Genomic DNA, 19,775 nt, shown 5'->3' on the forward strand with positions numbered 1-19,775 from the left:
GAACGCACATTCACAACCATAGTTAATTATGGTCTGATCAGGCATTCATTGCACATTCGGCACGCCGAGTCGCCCAGGATTCACGCGACAGCCTCTGCTCTGCTGGTTCCACCACCGCAGCATCGACAGCTCGGGGTGGCGCATTCGCATGGTCTCCGGTGCGCCCGAGGTCATGCCACCGCCCGGCATGGGGCCGCAGCAGTGGCACACGTCGACGGTGTCGCCGGCTCGGCGTGCCGCTGCGCTCGCCCGCCGACGCGACGGTCCGACCGGCACCACCGCGGTCGCCTGAAGCGAAAGGGCTCAGCTGGTGCAACCAGCATGATGAAGCCAGCCTGCCGAACCCCCTATCGTGGCGTGATCACGCCGCGCGCAGCCGCTCCGCCCGTGCGAGGTTCGCCTCGAGCTCGTCGCGCGTCTGCGGCGTGACGTACGCCGGCTGATCGCGTTCGACGCGCCAGCTCTCGGAGAGCGGGCCGACCACGACCGAGTCGTACCCCAGGTCGTCGAACAGTGCGGTGACGAGCGCCGCGGCGTCGTCGAAGTCGCTCGCGGTCGACAGCGCCCGGCGACCGGGAGTTCCGGCGGGGGTCCCGTCGGTGAGGATCGACGCCGCCGTGATGTTGTTGAAGCCCTTGGCGACCTTCGACTCGGGCAGGTGCGCCTGCAGCAGCCCCGAGACCGTGGCCTCGCCCGAGTCGAGTTCGGCGATGCGGCCGTCTCGCTCCCAGTAGTAGTTGTTCGTGTCGATCACGATCTTGCCGGCGAGCGGCCGGGCCGGAATCTCGCGGTACGCCGTGAACGGCACCGACACGATGACGAACTCCCCCGCCGCGGCGGCCTCGGCTGCGGTGCCGGCGGTCGCGTTCGGGCCGAGTTCGGCGACGAGATCGGTGAGCGTCTCAGGGCCGCGCGAGTTCGCGATCGTCACGCGGTGGCCGAGGCCGATGAGCCCGCGTGCGAGGGTTCCGCCGATGTTGCCGACGCCGATGATTCCGATGCGGGTGGGTGCGATGTTCGTCATGCTCGGGTGCAACGCATCCGCCGTCGTTTGATTCCAGCGGATGACGAATCACGTCACGAATCACGTCACGTCGGCTCGATGCCGGTCGTTCGCAGCTCGCGCGCCGCGGCGTCGCGCAGGGCCGGCGCGACCTCCTCGGCGAAGTGCACGATCGTGTCGGGGTCGTCGCTCGCGAGGATGAACGTGCCCACGCCGTCGTCGACGACGTAGGGCATGAGTTGCTCGACCCACTGCTCCGCCGGGCCGTCCAGGAACCCGCCGCCGGTACCGGCGCCGAACCGGCCGCCGATGTTCACGAGCCGCCGGATCTCGCGGGGGTCGCGACCTGCCTCGATCGCGGCCGCGTCGATTCGGGCGTTGCCCGCCGCGTAGTCGCCGGGCTGCATGCGGCCGAGCGAGGGCAGCCAGCCGTCGCCCTTGCGGCCGATGAGGCGCAGCATACGCGGCTTCAGTGCGCCGATGATGATCGGGATGTCGTGCGCCGGCGTCGGCCCGCGCTTCGCGCCGTCGATCCGGTAGTAGGTGCCGCCGACCTGGAGGCGGGCTCGCTCGCCGTGATCCCAGACGCCGCGGATCACGTCGATGGCCTCGGAGAGCGCGTCGACGGCTTGCCCCGGAGTGAGCTTGCGGCCGCCCATCGCCTCGATCGCGTCCCAGAATCCGCCCGCGCCGAGGCCGAGCTCGAAGCGGCCGCCCGAGAGCAGGTCGAGACTCGCGGCTGCTCGGGCGAGCACGGCAGGTGGTCGCAGCGGCAGGTTCGTGACGTTGGCGGCGAGACGGATGCGCTCAGTGCGTGCCGCGACCCAGGCGAGCAGCGTCTGGGTGTCGTGGAACGCCGGCTGATACGGGTGGTCCTGGAACGTGACGAGGTCGTAGCCCGAAGCCTCGCTGAGCTCGGCGAGTCGCACGGCGAACTGCGGCGGGTCGTTCTTCGGCGTGATGAAGGTGCCGAACTGCAGGTCGTGGCCGTAGTACATCGTGCTCCGATCGATCACCGAAGGCCCGGCCGACCGAGACGGAGCGCTCGGCCGGCCGAGGGCCGACTACTTCTGGTCGGAGGCCGGAGCTGCCTTGTCGGCGGCAGCGGATGCCTCGCCGGTGACCGTTTCCGCGGCAGCGGAGACATCCTCGACGACGACCTCTTCCGCGACGACCTCTTCGACGACGACGGGCGCATCGGCGAGCGGTGCGACATCGGCCGCGTCGGTCGCTTCAGCCGTCTCGACGGCGGCGAGCTGCTCGGCCTCGGCGGCGGCGATCATCTCGTCGAACGCGGCGTCTTCGGCAGCGGCGAGCGCCGCGGCATCCGCGACGGCGATGGCCTCGGCGATGCGAGCGCTGCGAGCGAGTGCGTGCACGGCGAGCGCGACGACCGCGGCGATCGCGCCGGCGGCGATCAGCAGGCCGGCGATCGTCGTGGACGACTGCGCGGTGAGCAGACCGGCGACGTCTTGCGAGCCCGAGGTGTAGAACTCGATCTGACTTGCGGTCGAAGTGTTCAGGAGCCAGTAGCCCCCGCCGATCAGGGCCACTGCCGCGACCCAGAGCAGGATCAGCGGCACGTTGACCTTGGAAGTGGCGGTTGAGTTCACGGTGTTGACATCCTTCGCAGTCGGTGAAGGCCGGTGCGGCCTCGCAAAACGGTACTGGCCGAGCCTATGCGTGCGCTATGCCTCAGGGGAACACCCCGATGGCTGCGCCGGCTCAGATCGCCCGATGGTCGACGAACGCCATGCGCGGCCCGCGCCGCGGGCGCCCGGGCACCCCGGCCGCCTCGAGCAGCCGCACGACGCGGTGCCGGTGACCGCGCCACGGCTCGAGCACCTCGATCATCTCGTCGTCGCTCATGTCCCGGCCGGCGAGCGCGTGCCCGACGAAGTTCGAGAGGTGGTAGTCGCCGACCGAGAGCGCATCGGCGTCGCCGAGCGCGCGCTGGGCGACCTCGGCGACGGTCCACGGGCCGACGCCGGGCATGAGGGTGAGGCGAGCCGCGGCATCCACCGGGCTCATGGCGACGACCGCTTCGAGCTTGTCGGCGTACCCCGCGGCGTTCTGCAGAGTGCGCGCCCGCTTCGGGTCGACGCCGGCGCGATGCCATTCCCAGCTGGGAATCGTGCGCCACACCTCGGGCGAGGGCACGACCCGCATCGGCCGCGGCGTCGGGCCGGGCGCCACGCTGCCGAACCGGGTCAGCAGCCGGCGCCACGAGTCGTGCGCCTGCAAGCTGATGACCTTCTGCTCGAGGATCGCCGCGGCCAGCGCCTCGAAGACCTGCGCCGTGCGTGTGATGCGCAGGCCCGGGTTGCGCCGGTGCGCGTCGGCGAGCAGGGGCAGACGGGGGTCGAATCCCGCCGGGTCGTCGAGGTCGCCGAGCATCTCGGGCGCCTGCGCGACCGCCACCGCCGCGCCGGGCCCCCAGCCCTCGCAACGCAGCGTCTGGGCGTCGAGCCGGGTCAGCCGCAGCGTCGCGTCGCCCTCGGCGGTGCGCGTCGTGCGCCACGCCGATCCGGCCGCGTCGAACAGGAAGGAGGGATCGCCGCCGCCGCGCCGCAGCGCACCGAGCGTCTGTTTCAGATCGGTCGGATGCCGCGGCCGCCAGTCGAGGGCATGGTCGGCGATCACCGTTCCAGTGTGACGCACGTGGCTGACAGCCGGCGCGGGCTACTCGGCGGTCGCGGGCGCGACGACCGGCTGCGCCTTCTGCGCGACGATGCGGCTGCGCAGCGCGAGGAAGAGCAGCACCATGCCCGCGGTGAGTGCGATGTGGCCGAGACCGGCGATGCCGGCGATCATCGCGGTGGACTCCTCGCCCATGACCGTGAGCGAACCGTGCCAGATGAGCATCGCCGAGGTCACGAGCACGCCCGCGTTGTAGACCCAGAAGAACCACTCGAAGAGATCGCTCTTCGAGATGACGAAGACCTTCTCGATCACGAGCACGATGAGCAGCACGATGAAACCGAGCGTCAGCAGGTGCGTGTGTGCCAGGCCGAGCTGGGTGAACTGCCCCTCGGGGAAGTCGTTGGCCTTCGTGAACTCGCGGTAGAACAGGCCGGAGCCGACACCGATGATCATGTACGCGAACGCTGCGTAGAACAGTTTCTGCATGGCGGGTTCCCTTCGTGGACGATTCGTGCGACAGGAGGCACGGCACAGGAGCATCGAGCCTCATCTCGATACTCCTCCGTCGACGGTCGATCGCGCATCGAACGAAAGGTTGAACCGCCGGTTCAGCTCGGCCGCACGACCACCGTTCGAGTTCCCTCTCCGTGGTCGATCGTGAACGTCAGGATGCGCGTCTCGGCATCCCACAAGACGATCTGGCCGCCCTCGACGACGCCGCCGTCGGGGAAGCCGGCCGCCGGCAGGTACACCTCGCTCGGCGTGTTCGCACCGGCGTTCGCATCGGGCATGACCGAGATCTCGAGCGAGTCGGGCGTCGAGTTCCACGTGCGCAGCTGCCCGGCGATCGCCCGCGGGTAGGGCCGGTCGAGCACGGTCACCAGGTTGCGCGGCGTTCCGTCTTCTTCGTAGGGCCCCCATGAGCCGTCGTCGCGCGACCAGTAGGCGACGCCGATGCCCGAGGCATCCGACGTCGAATACACGAGGTCGACGTAGTCGAGCGCGCCCGGCAGCGTCGTGTCGAGACCGAACTCGCCGAGGATGACCGGTACGCCGCCGAGCGCCTCGGCCGTGCGCAACGTGTTCGAGCGCCACGCGGCGACCGTCGTCTTGACGAGGTCGCGCGAGGTGCCGCTGAAGCCGTCGCCGAGGTCCATCGGCAGGGGGTAGAGGTGTGGGCAGAAAGCGATGCGCGGGTCGCCCTCGCGCGGGTCGTCGACGGCGCCGAGGCCGCTCGGCAGGCCCCAGTTGAAGCCGAGCGCCTGCGGCTCCAGGCAGGCCCACGTGTCGTCGTCGACCTCGCGGATCGCGTCGACCGACTTCTGGTAGAGCGCCGTGAGCGGCCCGGCTTCGAACGCCGGGCCCTGCACGGTGCCGCCGTACGGCTCGTTCATGAGGTCGTAGGCGACGACCGTGTCGTTTCCGGCGAACCGCTCGGCGACGACGCGCCAGGCGCCCGCGTAGTGGTCGGTGAGTTCGGGATGCGTGCCGGTCGTGTTCCAGAAGTTGTCGAACGCGCGAATGACCCCGGGCTCGAGGTAGTAGAGCTCCCATTGGTCGTTGTGCCCCACGGGCAGGCCGTCGAGCTCGGTCGCCCAGAGCGGCGCGCCGTTGCCGTTGTCGCCCTCGGGTGTGATGCCGGGGCCCCACAGGTCTTGGTGCATGTCGAGCATGACGTGGTAGCCGCGCTCTTCGTACCAGCCGACCCGCTCTTCGACATCGTCGAGGTAGCCCTGGTCGTAGACACCGGGGCTCGGCTCGACCTTGCGCCACGAGATGAGGAACCGCACGAAGTTCGTGCCCATGTCGGCATACTCCTGCTCGAGGTCGGCCTCGGTGAAGTCGGGCATGCCGTCGGGGGAACCCTTCGCGCTGCCCGCCGTCGAGAAGCCGTGCTGCACGAGCGCCCGCCCGTCGGCGTCGGTGATGAACGAGGCGGCCGATGCCGGCCCTGGTGTGCGTGTCGCGGCGGCGACGCCGCCCACGACGATCAGCGCCGCCAACCCTGCTGCGACGGTGCTTCGAGCGCCTGGCATCCAGTCCTCCTTGACGTGTGTGAGGGGGAGGCTATCATTCAACGCATGTCGACTAGGACAATTGACCCACATCGCCTCCACCGAGTCGGTTGGTCGGTGCTCGCGTCGCTCGTCGCGCTCGCGATCCTCGTCGGCGTCTGGCCGCTCACGGGTGCACTCACCACCTGGGTGCCGTTGCTCGCCGTGCCCGCCGCCGCCGGACTGCCCTTCCTCATCCCCGCATTGCGGCTCATGCCGCTCGGCGACCTCACGTGGGCCTTCTGGTTCGCGGATGTCGCGGGGGTGCTGATCATGCTCCTGACCGCGTCGGTCATGCTGCGAGCACCGAAGCGTCGTGCCGTGCCCCACCCCGGCCGCGCGTTCGGCCGCGGCGTCTGGGTGACGACGGTCGCGGTCGTGGCCGGCAACCTCGTGCGCGGCGTCTTCACGAGTTTCATGGTGCATTCCGATTTCGGCACCTATCTCGGCATGCTCGCGGCGAACGTCGTGATCTCGGCGATCACGGGTGCGCTGCTCGGCCTCGTGGTCGGGGCGGTCGCGGCGATCGTCGCGGCCACCGGGCGCCGCGCCGCCGAAGGCGCGAGCGAAGCGGATGCCGCGGCCGACTCGCAGCCCGTCGGGCACGACGCCGGCGCCGAGGCATCCGTCACCGCCTGAGGCGCATCGCTCGCATCAGCGCGGCGCGAACGCCGCGTGGAAGATCGCCCAGGCGCGCTGCGCGACGGCCCGACGTTGCTCGGCATCGGTGCGGGCGAGCAGGTCGGCGAGCATCGAGACGGCGAGCAGCACGTCGGCGTCTTCGACCGCGTCGCCGATGCGCCCGGCAGTGCGCTCGCGCGCGACGACCCGCCCGACGATGGCCGCGAGCCGCGAGCCGAGGTGCTCGACCCGCTCGTCGTGCTCGTGCTGCCAGATGAGGTCGATGAGCGCGGTCGACATCACCGCCTGCCCGATGATCGCCTCGAGCAGTTCGTCGAGGGTCGCGCTTTCGGGTTCGACGGTGGCCTCGAGCTCGTCGATGTTCTCGTCGAAGACGGCGACTGCGAGCGCCAGGCGATCGGGGAAGTGGCGGTAGAGGCTGCCCTGGCCGACGCCCGCCTTCTTGGCGATCGCGTTGAACGGGCCCTGCAGGCCGTCGGTCGCGAAGACCTCCCGCGCGGCGGCGATGATGGCACGCCGGTTCTCGGGGCCGGCGCTCGGCCCGCGATTGGCCTTGCGCGCCTCGGAGGTTCCCGTCCCACGTTCAGGCACGAGTGTTACCTTACTACCGGACAGGTATGTCCGGTATGGCTTCGCACCGCATCGAAGAGAAGGAAACACGCCATGAACACCCCCAAGACCCTCTCGGGCGACGACTCGATCAAGACCTGGCTCGAGCACCCGGTCGGCGGCCCCATCATCCGCGACCTGCTCGCGCAGGCCGGCCAGGACCCCGACGTCATGAAGCCCGTGCAGCGACTCGCGATCAAGCGCCTCGTCAAGCTCAGCAAGGGCGAGTTCAGCCAGGAGATGGTCGACCAGCTCGTCGCGCGCGCAGCCGCCGGCGAGGTGCCGGCGGCTGCAGCGGATGCCTCCGCCGAGGCGGCAGAGCCCACCTCCGAATCGGCAGACACCATCCCCGAGGTCGAGCGCCCCGAGTGGGTCGAGCGCCTCGACCAGGGCCGCTTCGCCGGTAAGACGGTCATCGTCACGGGCGCAGGCTCGGGCATCGGCCGGGCCACGGCATCGCGCGTCGCCCGCGAGGGCGGCCGTGTGATCGCCGTCGACGTCTCGCAGGAGCGCCTCGACGATTTCGCGTCCGAGCACGCAGGCGCCGAGATCGTGACCCTCGTGGCCGACATCACCGACGACACGAAGGTCGCCGAGATCGTGGCGGCAGCCGGCGACCGCATCGACGGCCTCGCGAACATCGCCGGCATCATGGACGACATGACGCCGATCGGCGAGCTCACCGACGCCGTCTGGAAGCGCGTCTTCTCGGTCAACGTCGACGGCACGATGAAGCTCATGCGCGCCGTCGTGCCCGTCATGGTCGCGCGCGGCACCGGTTCGATCGTCAACACCGCCTCCGAGGCGGCACTCCGCGGCTCGGCAGCAGGCGTCGCCTACACGGCGTCGAAGCACGCGGTCGTCGGCCTCACGAAGTCGACGGCGTTCATGTACGGCCCGAGCGGCCTGCGCGTCAACGCGGTCGCCCCGGGCCCGACCATCACGAACATCGAGGCGAAGTTCGCCTCGCCGCTCGGCGCCGAGCGCGTGCAGCTCGCGATGACGATCCTTCCGGATGCCGCAGAGGCCGAAGCCCTCGCGGCATCCATCACCTTCCTGCTCAGCGACGACGGCGTGAACATCAACGGCGTCGTGCTCGCGAGCGACGGCGGCTGGTCGGCGGCATAGTCGAGCGCCCTGCACCTGCCCGCCCCGTACGATGCGGGGATGGGAACCACGCACCCTTCGAACACCGAACTCGTCGACGCCGCGCTCGGCCACCTCGAACGCCTCTACGTCTTCCCCGAGGTCGCCGACACCACCGGTGCCGCGATCCGCGAACTCGAGCGGGCCGGGTCGTTCGCGGGCCTCGACGAGGCGGAGTTCTGCGCCCGGCTGACCGCCGAACTGCAGTCGCGCACGAACGACAGGCACCTGCGGGTGCGGGTGCGGACGCAACCGGCCGCCGGGAACTCGGGGCGGAGTCAGGAGGAGGTCGTCGCCGCCCTCGTCGCGACGTTCCGCGACGACAACTGGGGCATCGCGAAGGTCGAGCGCCTCGACGGCAACATCGGCCTCATCGACCTCCGCATGATCGTCGACGCCTCGCTCGCCGGGCCGGCGATCGCCGCCGCCATGGAGCTCGTCTCCCGCACCGACGCCCTCGTCTTCGACCTGCGGGCCTGCCTCGGCGGTTCGCCGAACGCAGTGCAGTCGTGGATCAGCCATCTCACGGCCGACGACGAGACGCAGCTGAGTTCCGTGGAAGAACGCGGGAGCGCATCGCTGCGCCAGTACTGGACGCTCGCCGACGTACCCGGCCCGCGCTACCTCGACCGCGACGTCTTCGTGCTGACGAGCGGAACCACCTTCTCGGGTGCCGAGCAGCTCGCCTACGACCTGCAGGCGATCGGCCGAGCGACGATCGTCGGCGCGACGACGGGCGGCGGCGCGCACCCCACCCGGTTCATCCCCATCTCGGACACGGTCGAGATCACCGTGCCGTTCGCCCGCGCCGTCAACCCGATCACCGGCACGAACTGGGAGGGGGTCGGCGTCGTCCCCGACATCGCGATCGATCCCGCCGTCGCGCTCGAGGCCGCGCTCGACGAGGCCCGTCGCCGCAACGGAGATCGACGAGCCGCCGGTTGAGCCCCGGCACGTGGCGTCCGAGTACGCTGCTCGACATGCGCTTCGGAACCCTCGATTTCACGCCCGCCGCCGTCTCCCCTGCGTTGGTCGCGGCGCCGACGGCCGCCGCGATCGGCACGATGCAGGCAGCGGATGCCGCGGGCGTGCTGGTCTCGGCGATCGACGCGGGCCTGGCCGACACGGCCGCCTTCTGCGAGCACTACGAGGTGTCGATGGCCGACGGCGCGAACTGCGTCATCGTGCAGGCCCGGCGCGGCGAGCGCACCTGGTACGCCGCATGCCTCGTGCGCGGCGTAGACCGGCTCGACGTGAACGGCGCAGTGCGCCGGCACCTCGACGCCCGCAGGCTCTCGTTCGCACCGATGGACGCGGCGGTCGAACTCACCGGCATGGAGTACGGCGGCATCACGCCGATCGGCCTGCCGGGCGACTGGCCGATCCTCGTCGACGAGTCCGTCGCCGTGCACGAGCGGCTCATCGTCGGCAGCGGCATCCGCGGTTCGAAACTGCTCGTGAGCGGTGCGCTGCTCGCGAGGCTGCCGAACGCCGAAGTGCTGCCGATCGCGCAGGGCTGACCTCGACCGCTTCCGCGTGCTGTCGGCTCGGGGTAGTGTGATCCGACTGGGTCAGGCGACCCAGTCGGATGAACAGCGAGGTTCCCGATGCGCGACGCCCCCACGACGCCACCGAACGATCAGGTCGACGGTACGACCCCGGCGGCCGGCACCGCCCGTCGTTCCGCCCGTCGCCCCCTCGTCGCCGTCATCGCGATGCTCGTGCTGATCGTCGTGCAGGCCGTCGCCGACCCCACCGGTCTGCTCGCGCTCGTCGGCTGGTCGGGCGCTCTGCCGAGCGCGGCGGCCGGCGTCTGGCCGTTCGCGCCGTACCTCGTCTTCATTCCCGTGGTGCTCGGCGTCACCTGGTGGGTCGCGGCCCGCGCGGGCGATCGCTTCTGGACGCTCACGGGCGGCATCGTGCTTGCCGTGCTGCTCGCGCAGGCCTCGGCAGCCCTCGTGATGACGTGGGATCTCGCCGTCGCCGCGTGGGCGGCGGGCTTCGTGGCCGCCAAGGCGGTGCCTGCGGCCCTCATCGTCGCCGCGATCGCGCGCTGGTTCGGCGGGCCGACGGCACGGCAGACCTTCGACCGCGGGGCGCTCTGGGTGCCCGCCGTGATCTTCGCCGCCGTGGCGCCCCTGCTCGCGGGTCTGTGGTGGACGGGCGCCGTATATGCGCCGGGCGTTCCGGTCGCACGTGCCGACCGCGGCATCCTCTCGATGGTCGTCGCCATGCTGCTCATCGCGGCCGCGACCGTGCTCTGCCTGCGCTGGATGCGGGCGCGGGTTCCCGGTGTGCTGGGCGCGTGGCTCGCCGCGCTCGTCGCCGGCGGCCTCGTCGGCATCGTGCAGGCCATCGTCGCCCTCGTCGTCGACGGCGGCTTCGCCGGCGACATCTGGCCGCTCATGGCGGCCTACGTGGCGGTCGCCGACGGGCTCGCCTTCGGTGCCTGCGTCGGCTGGATCGTCGGCGTGAGTGCCGTGGGAGCCGACCGGGTGCACGCGAGTCGCGCCGCGCGCTCGGCACGCGCGTTGCGGGCGCCCGAGCTCATCGTCGGCTCGGTCGCGGTGCTCGCGCTCGGTGCCGTGATCGCGGCGCTCATCGTGCCCGGCGCCACGTCGGCCACAGCGGCCGGTGCCACCGAGCCGCCCGCGGGCTTCCTCCGCTCCGGGGGCTCGATCATCGCCGACGGCGACGGCAACCAGGTGCTGCTGCGCGGCGTCAACGTCAACCAGCTCGTCGACTTCTACCAGCACCGGGCCGACGTGCCGGCGACCCGTCCGCTCACCGAGGCCGACTACGCGGGCATGGCCGAGTACGGCTTCAACGTCGCACGGCTCAACATCTCATGGTCGGCGCTCGAACCCGAGCGGGGCGCCCTCGACCCCGACTACCTCGCGAAGATCACCGACGCGGTGGAGTGGGGCGAGGAGCACGGCATCTACACGGTGCTCGACATGCATCAAGACGGCTGGTGGAACGGCCCCACCGAACACGGCACCGTGTGCCGCCCCGGCACCGAGGAGATGTGGGGCTACGACGGCGCCCCCGAGTGGGCGACGATCACCGACGGCGCACCCCGCTGCCAGTTCACCGGCCGTGACATCTCCCCCGCCGGCAACCGGGCGTTCGAGAACTTCTACTTCGACACCGACGGCGTGCAGACCGCCCTCGCCGAAACGTGGGGCAAGCTCGCCGCCGAGTTCAAAGACGAGCCGATGGTCGCCGGCTACGACCTGCTCAACGAACCCGGCTTCGGCGAGACCGCGCCCGTGACGACCTCGCACCAGCTCGGCCGCTTCTACGACCGCGCGATCGACGAGATCCGGGCGGCGGGCGCCGAGCAGATCGTCTTCTTCGAGCCGAGCATCTTCTGGTCGGGCCTCGGCTTCGACACCGGCCCCGACCCCGGCTTCACGAGCGACGACAACATCGTGTTCTCACCGCACCTCTACGCCGAGTCGATCACGATGGACCGCGATCTCGGCATCCCGCCGATCGTCGGCATCGAGCGTCAGTTCGTGCTCGCGCAGCGCGTCGCCGACCGCTACGGCGTGCCGCTGTGGTCTGGCGAATACGGCTACTGGGGCGACGACGACGATACGCTCGCACGCATGAACCGCTACGCCGACACCGAAGACGAGCACATGCTCGGCAGCGCGTACTGGGTGTGGAAGCAGGCCTGCGGCGACCCCCAGAACGGCATCGGCCCCTACGGCAACGCCCTCATGATGCAAGACTGCGAGACCGGCGGCGAAGCGCCGCCCAAGGCGGGCCTGCTCGAGATCTTGAGCCGCGCCTACCCGCAGTCGGCACCGGGCGTGCTCACCTCGCTCGAGGCCGAAGGCGGGGCGATCGACCTCGCCGGCACCACCGACGTGCAGGGCTGCGGGCTCGAGGTCTGGATCCCCGGCACCACCGAGCCTGATGTCGAGGTCACCGGCATCACGAAGGTCGAGACGAGCGAGGTGCCCGGCGGCTGGATCGTGACGGGCTGCGCCGACGGCGACTACGCACTGTCGAACGCGGGCTAGCCTCGGAGGTATGACCTCAGAGCGTGCACCGAGCGGGCGCGATGCGAGGCGCGACGACGGCCGTCGCGCCTCGCTCACCGCGATGATCGCCGCCGAGCCCGACCGGCTCCGGCGGCGGAGCATCTCGCTCGGTGTCGCGCCGGACGATGCCGAGGATGTCGCGCAGACGGCGCTGCTCCGAGCCTGGCGGTCGATCGAACACCTGCAAGCCCCTGAACCGGGGCAGATGTGCTCGTGGCTCGATGCCATCGCGCGCAACGCGGCGATCGACCTCGCTCGCCAGCGCGCCCGTCGCCCCGTGGCAGAGCTCGACGCGGATCTGCCCGGCGCCGGGAGCGTCGCCGGCGACGTCGAGCTGCGCGTGATCCTCGACGGCGCCCTCGGTGCGATCAGAGCCCTTCCCGATTCCCTTCGCGAGCCGCTGCTCCTCAGCGTGGTCGACGAACTCCCGGCCGCCGAGATCGCTGAACGCCTCGACATCACGCCGGCCGCGGCCAGGCAGCGGATCTCCCGCGCGCGGAAGTCCCTCGCCGAGTGCCGGAAGTCCGGCATGTCGTCGGAAGCTCCCTGACGGATCTCCCGCGACGATCCCCGACGAAAGGGCCGGCCCTGTTCCCCCGGCGGCCGACCCTCCCCCTGCCCCTGCCGTCGGCTCAGGCGGTGCCGAACGGGTTGTCGACGGCGTAGCGCCATCCGTGCTGCTCGTCGTGCACCGCGACGTCCGCGGTCGTGCCGGCCAGCGCGATCTCCGAACCATCGGGGCCGGTGCCCGTGATCGTCCAGTCGGCGACCGCGAGGCCGGTGCTCCCGCTCTGGAAGACGTGGCGAACCGTCATCGTGATCGGCAGGTTCATGCCGAGGAACTGCTCGAGCGCGCCGCGCACGGCTTCCTCGCCCTGCACCGGGTGTCCGGGCGCAGGCACGAACACGACATCGTCGATGTTGAGGGCCATCAGGCCGTCGAGGTCGCGCGCGTTGAACCGGTCGGCGAATGCGAGGTTGAGCTGGTCGAGTGAGGTGACGGTGGTCGCCATGTGAGGGAGCCTTTCTTCAGGAGGCCGGCCTCGTGCAGGCCTCTACAGAGAAAGACGCCGCAGTGCGCGAAGTGTGACATTCGACCGCAGCCGGTTCTGGGAACGCATGTCCGAGCCGCAGACGACAACGGCCCGGCGTCTCGATGAGACCCGGGCCGTTCCACGTTGTGGTGCGCGAGGGGGGACTTGAACCCCCACACCCTTGCGAGTACTGGCACCTGAAGCCAGCGCGTCTGCCAATTCCGCCACTCGCGCACGTGTGGTCGCACCGCAGTGCGTCCAACCACGAGAGACTAACATCTCGCGCCCGTCAAAGCCATTCGAGCCCGGCGGACGCCCCGCGCCGCTCGCCGAGTCGCACGATGAATGCCGCGACGCGCCGAAGGCCCACGGCGCGTCGGCCGTTCTGTCGTGCAACTCGTCACAACTCATCCACATCCCACACCCCACACCCCACACCCCCCACCCCCGTCCCGCCGCCCTCGCCTCCACGATTCCTCCGAGTCGGGCGCGCGCCTCGCGTCGGGCGGGCGCCTCGCAATAGCATCGAGTCGCGGGTCCGTTGCCCCGACCGATGCGACGAAAGGACGCCGTTTGACTCACCCCGAGCTGCCCGACACCGAGCGAGCGGCGCTGCTCCGCGGCATCCGTGCCTATCTCTTCGACCTCGACGGCGTGCTGACGCCGACGGCGACCGTGCACATGCATGCCTGGGCGCGCCTCTTCACCCCCTACCTCGAGCAGCACGGGGCGGCGCCGTACACCGAGGCCGACTACTTCTCGTACATCGACGGCAAGCCCCGCTACGACGGCGTTCGCAGCCTGCTCGCGAGCCGCGGCATCCACGTGCCAGAAGGCGACGTGACCGACGCGCCGACCGAAGACACCGTGCACGGACTCGGCAATCGCAAGAACGAGGCCTTCAACCAGACCCTCGCCGACGAGGGCGTGGCCGCGTACCCGGCGAGCGTCGCCTTCCTCGACGCGGTGCAAGCGAGCGGATGCCTCGTGGCCGTCGTCTCGAGCTCGAAGAACGCCCCATCGGTGCTGGCGGCGGCGGGGCTCGCCGATCGCTTCGAGGTCGTCGTCGACGGCGCGGTCGCGGCGCGCGACGGGATCCCGGGCAAGCCCGCCCCCGACACCTTCGAGCGGGCGGCCGAGCTGCTCGGCGTGCCGACGACGGCGTGCGCGGTCGTCGAAGACGCCGAGTCGGGCGTCACCGCCGGCGCGACGGGCGAGTTCGGCGTCGTCATCGGCGTCGATCGCGGCGTCGGCCGCGCCGCGCTCGAGGCGCTCGGCGCCGCCATCGTCGTCGACGAGCTCGACGAGCTGATCCCGTTCATCCCGCTCCCTGAGCCTGTCGAAGGGCGCTGGTCCGACTCTCGCGCTTCGACAGGCTCAGCGACCGCCACTCGACCAGCGAACGACCCCCTCCGAGAGGACGACGAATGAGGTTCGCCGATCACGACCCGTTGAACCGCACGCGGTTTCCGATCGACGAGTGGGCGCTCGTGGAGACCGAGTTCGTCGAGGCCGACATGGGTCGCACCGAGACGCTCTTCGCCGTCGGCAACGGGTACCTGGGCCTGCGGGGCAACGTCGAAGAGGGGCGCGACGGCCACGTGCACGGCGTCTTCGTCGACGGGTTCCACGAGACGTGGCCGATCAGGCACGCCGAAGAGGCCTTCGGGTTCGCCCGGGTCGGCCAGACCATCGTGAACGCGCCCGACGCGAAGGTGATCCGCCTCTACGTCGACGACGAGCCGCTCGTGCTCACCGTCGCCGAGCTGCTCGCCTACGAGCGCCGCCTCGACTTCAGGCTCGGCGCGCTCAGCCGTTCGATCGTGTGGCGCACGCCGTCGGGCAAGCGCGTGCTCATCACGAGCCGGCGCATGGTGAGCTTCACCGACCGCCACCTCGCGGTGCTCGACTACGAGGTCGAGCTGCTCGACGCCGATGCCGCGGTGACGATCTCGAGCCAGATCCTGAACCGCCAGGACGGGCGCGACGAATACCGCTCGGGCGTGCCCGAGGCCGCGGGCAGCTTCGACCCGCGCAAGGCCGAGATGTTCAACGAACGGGTGCTGCAGCCGCGTGTGAAGCGGGCCGACGACGGGCGCTACATCCTCGGCTACCAGACCACGAACTCGGGCATGACGATCGCGGTCGGCGCCGAGCACCACATCGCGACCGAGAACCACTTCACCGAGTCGAGCGTGATCGGCGACGATCTCGCCAAGCACATCTACCGGGTGCGCGCCCAGCAGGGCAAGCCGATCCGCGTCACCAAGACGGTCAGCTACCACACGGCGCGCACGGTGCCCACGCGCGAGCTCGTCGACCGCTGCGATCGCACGCTCGACCGCGCCGGCGAACTCGGCATCGCCGAGCTGTTCACGCAGCAGCGGTTGTGGCTCGACGACTTCTGGGCGCGCTCCGACGTCGAGATCGAGGGCCAGGCGGCGCTGCAGCAGGCCACGCGGTGGAACCTCTTCCAGCTCGCGCAGGCCACCGCCCGAACCGACGGCGACGGCGTCGCCGCCAAGGGCGTCTCGGGCTCGGGCTACGGCGGGCACTACTTCTGGGACACCGAGATCTACGTGCTGCCGTTCCTCAGTTACACCGCGCCGGTCGTCGCGCGCAACACGTTGAGATTCAGACAGCGGATGCTTCCTGCCGCACGCGCCCGCGCGCTCGAACTCAACCAGCACGGGGCCCTGTTCCCCTGGCGCACGATCAACGGGCAGGAGTCGAGCGCCTATTACGCGGCCGGCACCGCGCAGTACCACATCGATGCCGACATCTCGTACGCCCTCGGCAAGTACGTCGCGGCCACGGGCGATGAAGACTTCCTCGCGCGCGGCGCGATCGACATCCTCGTCGAGACCGCCCGCATGTGGGAAGACCTGGGCTTCTGGCGATCCAACACGATCGACGACGTGTTCCACATCCACGGGGTCACCGGCCCCGACGAGTACACGACCGTCGTCAACGACAACCTGTACACGAACGTGATGGCGCGGGCGAACCTCGCCGCCGCGGCATCCGCCGTCGACAATCTGCAGGTGACCGACCAGGCCGCCTACGAGCGCATCGTCGAGCGGCTCGCGGTGACGCCGGCCGAGGTCGCGAGCTGGCGGCGCGCGGCCGCGCACATGCACATCCCGTATGACGAGCAGCTCGGCATCCACCCGCAGGACAGCGCCTTCCTGCAGAAGGAGCTGTGGGACCTCGAGGCCACGCCTGAAGACCGTCGGCCGCTGCTGCTGCACTACCACCCGCTCGTCATCTACCGCTTCCAGGTGCTGAAGCAGGCCGACGTCGTGCTCGCGCTCTACCTGCAGGGCGACCGCTTCTCGACCGAGGCGAAACGGGCGAACTTCGAGTACTACGACCCGCTGACGACGGGCGACTCGACGCTGTCGGCGGTCGTGCAGTCGATCATCGCCGCCGAGGTCGGCTACCACGAGCTCGCGATGCGCTACTTCCGCTCCGCCCTCTTCGTCGACCTCGCCGACCTGCACAACAACACCGCCGACGGCGTGCACGTCGCCTCGACGGGCGGCGTGTGGAGCGCGCTCGTGGCGGGTTTCGGCGGGTTCCGCGACCACAACGGCGTCTTCACCTTCGACCCGCGCCTGCCCGACGGCTGGCCGCGACTCACCTTCCGCCTCACGCTGCGCGGCACACGGTTGCGCGTGAGCGTCGAGCCCGACGCGATCTCATTCGCCGTCGAAGACGGCATCGAGGCGAGGGTCAGGGTGCGCGGCGTCGAGGTGGTCGTGACGGCGGAGTCGGATGTCTCGGTGCCGCTCGACGGCCAGGGTCCGCGCCTGCTCGGCGCCCCCACGATGCGCGACGTCACCGGCTCGCGCCGCGCCGACGGCACCCTGCTCACAGCATCGATTCCGACGTTGTCGATCGATGTCGACGAGGCGGACTCGGCGATCCAGCTCGACTGATCACGAGTCTTGCCAGCCCTTCGGGCTACCATGTCACAAGTCACGACAGCGTCGGTGCGAATCTGGAGCGGGAGACCCGTGGGCCTACTGGACAACTTCGAGAAAGGTCTCGAGCGAGCCGTCAACGGCGCGTTCGCGAAGACCTTTCGCTCGGGGCTGCAGCCCGTCGAGATCACCTCTGCCCTGAAGAGAGAGATCGACACGAAGGCCGCAGTCGTCTCTCGCGACCGCGTGCTCGTGCCCAACAGCTTCGTCGTGCGCATGTCGCCCGACGACCACGCCCGCATGACCGGCCTCGGCCCGGCCCTCATCGACGAACTCGTCGACCTCGTGCAGAAGCACGCGGCGAGCCAGCGCTTCCAGTTCGCGGGCGGCATCACGCTCACGCTGCAGGCCGACGAGGGGCTCGCCGTGGGCATGGTGCAGGTCGACTCGCAGAATGTGAAGGGCCAGGTCGCCTGGACCCCGGTGCTCGACGTCAACGGCAAGCGCTACCCGATCATGAAGGGCCGCACGGTCATCGGCCGCGGCAGCGAGGCCGACGTCACCCTCGACGACTCCGGAGCATCGCGCCGGCACGCCGAGGTGCAGTGGGACGGCAGCCGCGCGCGTGTGCGCGACCTGGGTTCGACGAACGGCACCCAGCTCAACGGCAGCCCCGTGAAAGACGCGATCCTCGAGCCCGACTCGGTCATCGGCATCGGCCGCTCGCGCATCACGTTCCGGGTGCTCGCGCAGGCCTCCGGCGGTGCCAGCGGTGCCGGCGGCCGCGGCCGCACCGACCCGGCGACCGAACGCCACGACATGGGCGGGTTCTGGGGGCCCGGCGAATGAGCGAACTGACCCTGCTCGTCCTCCAGCTCGGCTTCCTCGTGCTGCTCTGGGTGTTCATCTTCGCGATCGTCTACGCGCTGCGCAGCGACCTGTTCGGCCAGCGCGTGCGCAAGCTGCAACCCGAGTCGGCCGCAGCCACGCCGAACGCGGCATCCGCCTTTCCTGCGGCTGCCGCCGCGCCGGTGGCGGCGGTCGCGGCCCCGACCTCGCCGGTGGCGTTTCCGGCACCGGGCGGCGGCAACGGGGGCGGCAACGGCAACGAGCTCGCCTCGAGCGAGAACGCCACCCGGCTCGTCATCACGAGCGGCGCGAAGAACGGCTCCGAGTTCCCCCTCGGCCACGACGAGATCACGATCGGCCGTTCGAGCGACTCGGCCATCATCATCCGCGACGACTACACCTCGACCCACCATGCGCGACTCATGCAGTGGAACGGCCGTTGGATGCTGCAAGACCTCGATTCGACGAACGGCACCTTCCTCAACGGCTCCCGAGTGACCGTGCCCACCCCGATCCCGCTCGGAGCCACCGTGAAGGTCGGAGCGACGACGTTCGAGCTGCGACGGTAGCCCATGGCGACCATCAAGGCGAGCGCCGCGGTCTCGCACGTCGGGCGGATCCGCTCGAACAACCAGGACTCCGGTTATGCCGGGCGCCGGCTGTTCCTGGTGGCCGACGGCATGGGCGGCCACGCCGGCGGCGACGTCGCGAGTGCGATCGCCACGCGCCGTATCGCCGAGGCCGACCTCGACTACGAGAACACGACCGAGGCCTCCGCCTCGCTCGAGGGCGCCCTGATCGCCGCCAACCGGCAGCTCGCGGCGACGGTGGCCGAGCACTCCGAGCTCACGGGCATGGGCACGACGGTCAGCGCCGTGCTGCTCGTCGACGACCGCGTCGTCATCTCGCACATCGGCGACTCGCGCATCTACCTCGTGCGGTCTGGCGAGCTCAGCCAGATCTCGACCGACCACACCTTCGTGCAGCGCCTCGTTGACGCCGGCCGCATCACCGCCGAGGAGGCGATGGTGCACCCCCGCCGCTCGGTGCTCATGCGCGTGCTCGGCGATGTCGAGGCGTCGCCCGAGATCGACACGATGGTGCTCGACACCCGCGACGGCGACCGTTGGATGCTCTGCTCCGACGGGCTGTCGGGCGTCGTCTCGTTCGACGAGATCCACGAGTTCATGACGGCCGAGGCCGGCGCCAAGCAGGTCGCCGACCGTCTCGTCAAGGCCTCCCTCGACGGCGGCGCCCCCGACAACGTCACGGTCGTGCTGCTCGACATCGGCGAGCCGCCGGCACCGGCGACCCCGCCGCTCATCGTGGGCTCTGCGGCCGCCCCCCCGGCATTCGGTCAGGCCGCCGAACCGGTTCGGCCACGCGGCATCCGTCTCACGCCGTTCCGTCCGCATCCGGTTCAAGAGACGCACTTCGAACCCGATTCCGAAGACTTCTTCGACGAGATCATCGAAGAGGATGCGCGTCGCCGCAGGCGGCGCCGCTGGATGTGGAGCTTCTGGATCGTGCTGCTGATCGGCGCGATCGTGGCGGCGTTCGCCCTCGGCTACCAGTGGACGCAGACCCGGTACTACGTGGGCGAGTCGAACGGCAGGGTCGCGATCTACCAGGGAATCCAGCAGAACCTCGGGCCGATCTCGTTGCACGAGCTGCACACCGAGACGCAGATCGACATCGCCGAGCTGCGCACCTACGACCAGCAGCGGGTCGAGCAGACCATCAGCGCGGGGTCGTACGCCGAGGCCTACCGCATCGTGCAGCGACTGGAGGAATCCGTTGAGTGATTCCCGCCC

At 70.3% G+C, this 19,775-nt stretch carries 20 protein-coding genes and 1 tRNA gene; 12 read left to right on the top strand and 9 right to left on the bottom strand.

All coding sequences use genetic code 11. The annotated features are described in order from the left end of the window. Positions 1-148: 148 nt before the first annotated feature. The gene (locus tag ACWGST_RS13650) at positions 149-292 is read left to right on the top strand and encodes a hypothetical protein (RefSeq protein ID WP_452047215.1); all 144 of its coding nucleotides are present in this window, start codon (positions 149-151) and stop codon (positions 290-292) included. A gap of 69 nt (positions 293-361) precedes the next feature. Here ACWGST_RS13650 and ACWGST_RS13655 read toward each other — a convergent pair whose 3' ends face one another. The 6 genes from ACWGST_RS13655 to ACWGST_RS13680 all read right to left on the bottom strand — a co-directional run bounded on the left by ACWGST_RS13655 (position 362) and on the right by ACWGST_RS13680 (position 5,682). Further along, entirely contained in the window at positions 362-1,024 is a 663-nt protein-coding gene (locus tag ACWGST_RS13655) for an NADPH-dependent F420 reductase (RefSeq protein WP_452047216.1), read from the bottom strand. A gap of 65 nt (positions 1,025-1,089) precedes the next feature. Beyond that, complete coding sequence (locus ACWGST_RS13660; protein WP_452047217.1) at positions 1,090-2,019, bottom strand: LLM class flavin-dependent oxidoreductase; 930 nt, start codon at positions 2,017-2,019, stop codon at positions 1,090-1,092. Between the two features lie 48 nt (positions 2,020-2,067). Next, entirely contained in the window at positions 2,068-2,616 is a 549-nt protein-coding gene (locus tag ACWGST_RS13665; RefSeq protein WP_452047218.1) for a hypothetical protein, read from the bottom strand. Between the two features lie 112 nt (positions 2,617-2,728). After that, entirely contained in the window at positions 2,729-3,646 is a 918-nt protein-coding gene (locus ACWGST_RS13670; protein ID WP_452047219.1) for a DNA-3-methyladenine glycosylase family protein, read from the bottom strand. A gap of 39 nt (positions 3,647-3,685) precedes the next feature. Next, positions 3,686-4,132: a DUF2871 domain-containing protein gene (locus tag ACWGST_RS13675; protein ID WP_452047220.1), complete on the bottom strand. Its 447-nt coding sequence runs from the start codon at positions 4,130-4,132 to the stop codon at positions 3,686-3,688. 122 nt (positions 4,133-4,254) lie between these two features. After that, positions 4,255-5,682 carry a cellulase family glycosylhydrolase gene (locus tag ACWGST_RS13680; protein ID WP_452047221.1) on the bottom strand — a complete coding sequence of 476 codons (1,428 nt, stop codon included), beginning with the start codon at positions 5,680-5,682 and terminating at the stop codon, positions 4,255-4,257. A gap of 96 nt (positions 5,683-5,778) precedes the next feature. On the opposite strand from ACWGST_RS13680, the gene ACWGST_RS13685 reads away from it, so the two are divergent. After that, complete coding sequence (locus ACWGST_RS13685; RefSeq protein WP_452047222.1) at positions 5,779-6,339, top strand: hypothetical protein; 561 nt, start codon at positions 5,779-5,781, stop codon at positions 6,337-6,339. 15 nt (positions 6,340-6,354) lie between these two features. Here the strand turns inward: ACWGST_RS13685 and ACWGST_RS13690 are convergent, their stop codons facing one another. Next, complete coding sequence (locus ACWGST_RS13690) at positions 6,355-6,933, bottom strand: TetR/AcrR family transcriptional regulator (protein WP_452047223.1); 579 nt, start codon at positions 6,931-6,933, stop codon at positions 6,355-6,357. A 72-nt stretch (positions 6,934-7,005) separates the two neighbouring features. On the opposite strand from ACWGST_RS13690, the gene ACWGST_RS13695 reads away from it, so the two are divergent. From ACWGST_RS13695 to ACWGST_RS13715, 5 genes are all read left to right on the top strand, one after another. Further along, the gene (locus ACWGST_RS13695) at positions 7,006-8,079 is read left to right on the top strand and encodes an SDR family NAD(P)-dependent oxidoreductase (protein WP_452047224.1); all 1,074 of its coding nucleotides are present in this window, start codon (positions 7,006-7,008) and stop codon (positions 8,077-8,079) included. Between the two features lie 39 nt (positions 8,080-8,118). Next, the gene (locus ACWGST_RS13700) at positions 8,119-9,042 is read left to right on the top strand and encodes a S41 family peptidase (protein WP_452047225.1); all 924 of its coding nucleotides are present in this window, start codon (positions 8,119-8,121) and stop codon (positions 9,040-9,042) included. A gap of 35 nt (positions 9,043-9,077) precedes the next feature. Then, the gene (locus ACWGST_RS13705; RefSeq protein WP_452047226.1) at positions 9,078-9,617 is read left to right on the top strand and encodes a YbaK/EbsC family protein; all 540 of its coding nucleotides are present in this window, start codon (positions 9,078-9,080) and stop codon (positions 9,615-9,617) included. Between the two features lie 87 nt (positions 9,618-9,704). Further along, a complete protein-coding gene (locus ACWGST_RS13710; RefSeq protein WP_452047227.1) occupies positions 9,705-12,131 on the top strand; it encodes a cellulase family glycosylhydrolase in 2,427 nt (808 codons plus the stop codon). 10 nt (positions 12,132-12,141) lie between these two features. After that, complete coding sequence (locus ACWGST_RS13715; RefSeq protein WP_452047228.1) at positions 12,142-12,702, top strand: RNA polymerase sigma factor; 561 nt, start codon at positions 12,142-12,144, stop codon at positions 12,700-12,702. Positions 12,703-12,784: 82 nt separating this feature from the next. Here the strand turns inward: ACWGST_RS13715 and ACWGST_RS13720 are convergent, their stop codons facing one another. Further along, positions 12,785-13,165: a YybH family protein gene (locus ACWGST_RS13720; protein WP_452047229.1), complete on the bottom strand. Its 381-nt coding sequence runs from the start codon at positions 13,163-13,165 to the stop codon at positions 12,785-12,787. 168 nt (positions 13,166-13,333) lie between these two features. Continuing rightward, positions 13,334-13,420 (bottom strand) — tRNA-Leu (locus ACWGST_RS13725). Between the two features lie 339 nt (positions 13,421-13,759). On the opposite strand from ACWGST_RS13725, the gene ACWGST_RS13730 reads away from it, so the two are divergent. The 5 genes from ACWGST_RS13730 (at position 13,760) to ACWGST_RS13750 (ending at position 19,766) form a co-directional block, all read left to right on the top strand. Then, positions 13,760-14,617: a beta-phosphoglucomutase family hydrolase gene (locus ACWGST_RS13730; protein ID WP_452047230.1), complete on the top strand. Its 858-nt coding sequence runs from the start codon at positions 13,760-13,762 to the stop codon at positions 14,615-14,617. Then, positions 14,614-17,127, top strand: a complete 2,514-nt coding sequence (locus ACWGST_RS13735) for a glycoside hydrolase family 65 protein (RefSeq protein WP_452047231.1) — start codon at positions 14,614-14,616, stop codon at positions 17,125-17,127. The genes ACWGST_RS13730 and ACWGST_RS13735 overlap by 4 nt, the downstream gene beginning before the upstream one ends. Before the next feature lie 78 nt (positions 17,128-17,205). Next, positions 17,206-17,961 carry an FhaA domain-containing protein gene (locus tag ACWGST_RS13740; protein ID WP_452047232.1) on the top strand — a complete coding sequence of 252 codons (756 nt, stop codon included), beginning with the start codon at positions 17,206-17,208 and terminating at the stop codon, positions 17,959-17,961. After that, positions 17,958-18,530, top strand: a complete 573-nt coding sequence (locus ACWGST_RS13745; RefSeq protein ID WP_452047233.1) for an FHA domain-containing protein FhaB/FipA — start codon at positions 17,958-17,960, stop codon at positions 18,528-18,530. Before ACWGST_RS13740 ends, ACWGST_RS13745 begins: the two co-directional genes overlap by 4 nt. A 3-nt stretch (positions 18,531-18,533) precedes the next feature. Then, positions 18,534-19,766 carry a PP2C family protein-serine/threonine phosphatase gene (locus ACWGST_RS13750; RefSeq protein WP_452047234.1) on the top strand — a complete coding sequence of 411 codons (1,233 nt, stop codon included), beginning with the start codon at positions 18,534-18,536 and terminating at the stop codon, positions 19,764-19,766. Positions 19,767-19,775: the final 9 nt, after the last annotated feature.

The organism is Agromyces sp. NPDC055520 (assembly GCF_053619715.1).

Bases quoted from the DNA above. Each gene is read 5' to 3' on its own strand.
- ACWGST_RS13695 (WP_452047224.1), top strand. From the start codon at position 7,006: ATGAACACCCCCAAGACCCTCTCGGGCGACGACTCGATCAAGACCTGG.
- ACWGST_RS13720 (WP_452047229.1), bottom strand. From the start codon at position 13,165: ATGGCGACCACCGTCACCTCACTCGACCAGCTCAACCTCGCATTCGCC.
- ACWGST_RS13705 (WP_452047226.1), top strand. From the start codon at position 9,078: ATGCGCTTCGGAACCCTCGATTTCACGCCCGCCGCCGTCTCCCCTGCG.
- ACWGST_RS13700 (WP_452047225.1), top strand. From the start codon at position 8,119: ATGGGAACCACGCACCCTTCGAACACCGAACTCGTCGACGCCGCGCTC.
- ACWGST_RS13655 (WP_452047216.1), bottom strand. From the start codon at position 1,024: ATGACGAACATCGCACCCACCCGCATCGGAATCATCGGCGTCGGCAAC.
- ACWGST_RS13675 (WP_452047220.1), bottom strand. From the start codon at position 4,132: ATGCAGAAACTGTTCTACGCAGCGTTCGCGTACATGATCATCGGTGTC.
- ACWGST_RS13650 (WP_452047215.1), top strand. From the start codon at position 149: ATGGTCTCCGGTGCGCCCGAGGTCATGCCACCGCCCGGCATGGGGCCG.
- ACWGST_RS13735 (WP_452047231.1), top strand. From the start codon at position 14,614: ATGAGGTTCGCCGATCACGACCCGTTGAACCGCACGCGGTTTCCGATC.
- ACWGST_RS13745 (WP_452047233.1), top strand. From the start codon at position 17,958: ATGAGCGAACTGACCCTGCTCGTCCTCCAGCTCGGCTTCCTCGTGCTG.
- ACWGST_RS13680 (WP_452047221.1), bottom strand. From the start codon at position 5,682: ATGCCAGGCGCTCGAAGCACCGTCGCAGCAGGGTTGGCGGCGCTGATC.
- ACWGST_RS13715 (WP_452047228.1), top strand. From the start codon at position 12,142: ATGACCTCAGAGCGTGCACCGAGCGGGCGCGATGCGAGGCGCGACGAC.
- ACWGST_RS13750 (WP_452047234.1), top strand. From the start codon at position 18,534: ATGGCGACCATCAAGGCGAGCGCCGCGGTCTCGCACGTCGGGCGGATC.
- ACWGST_RS13710 (WP_452047227.1), top strand. From the start codon at position 9,705: ATGCGCGACGCCCCCACGACGCCACCGAACGATCAGGTCGACGGTACG.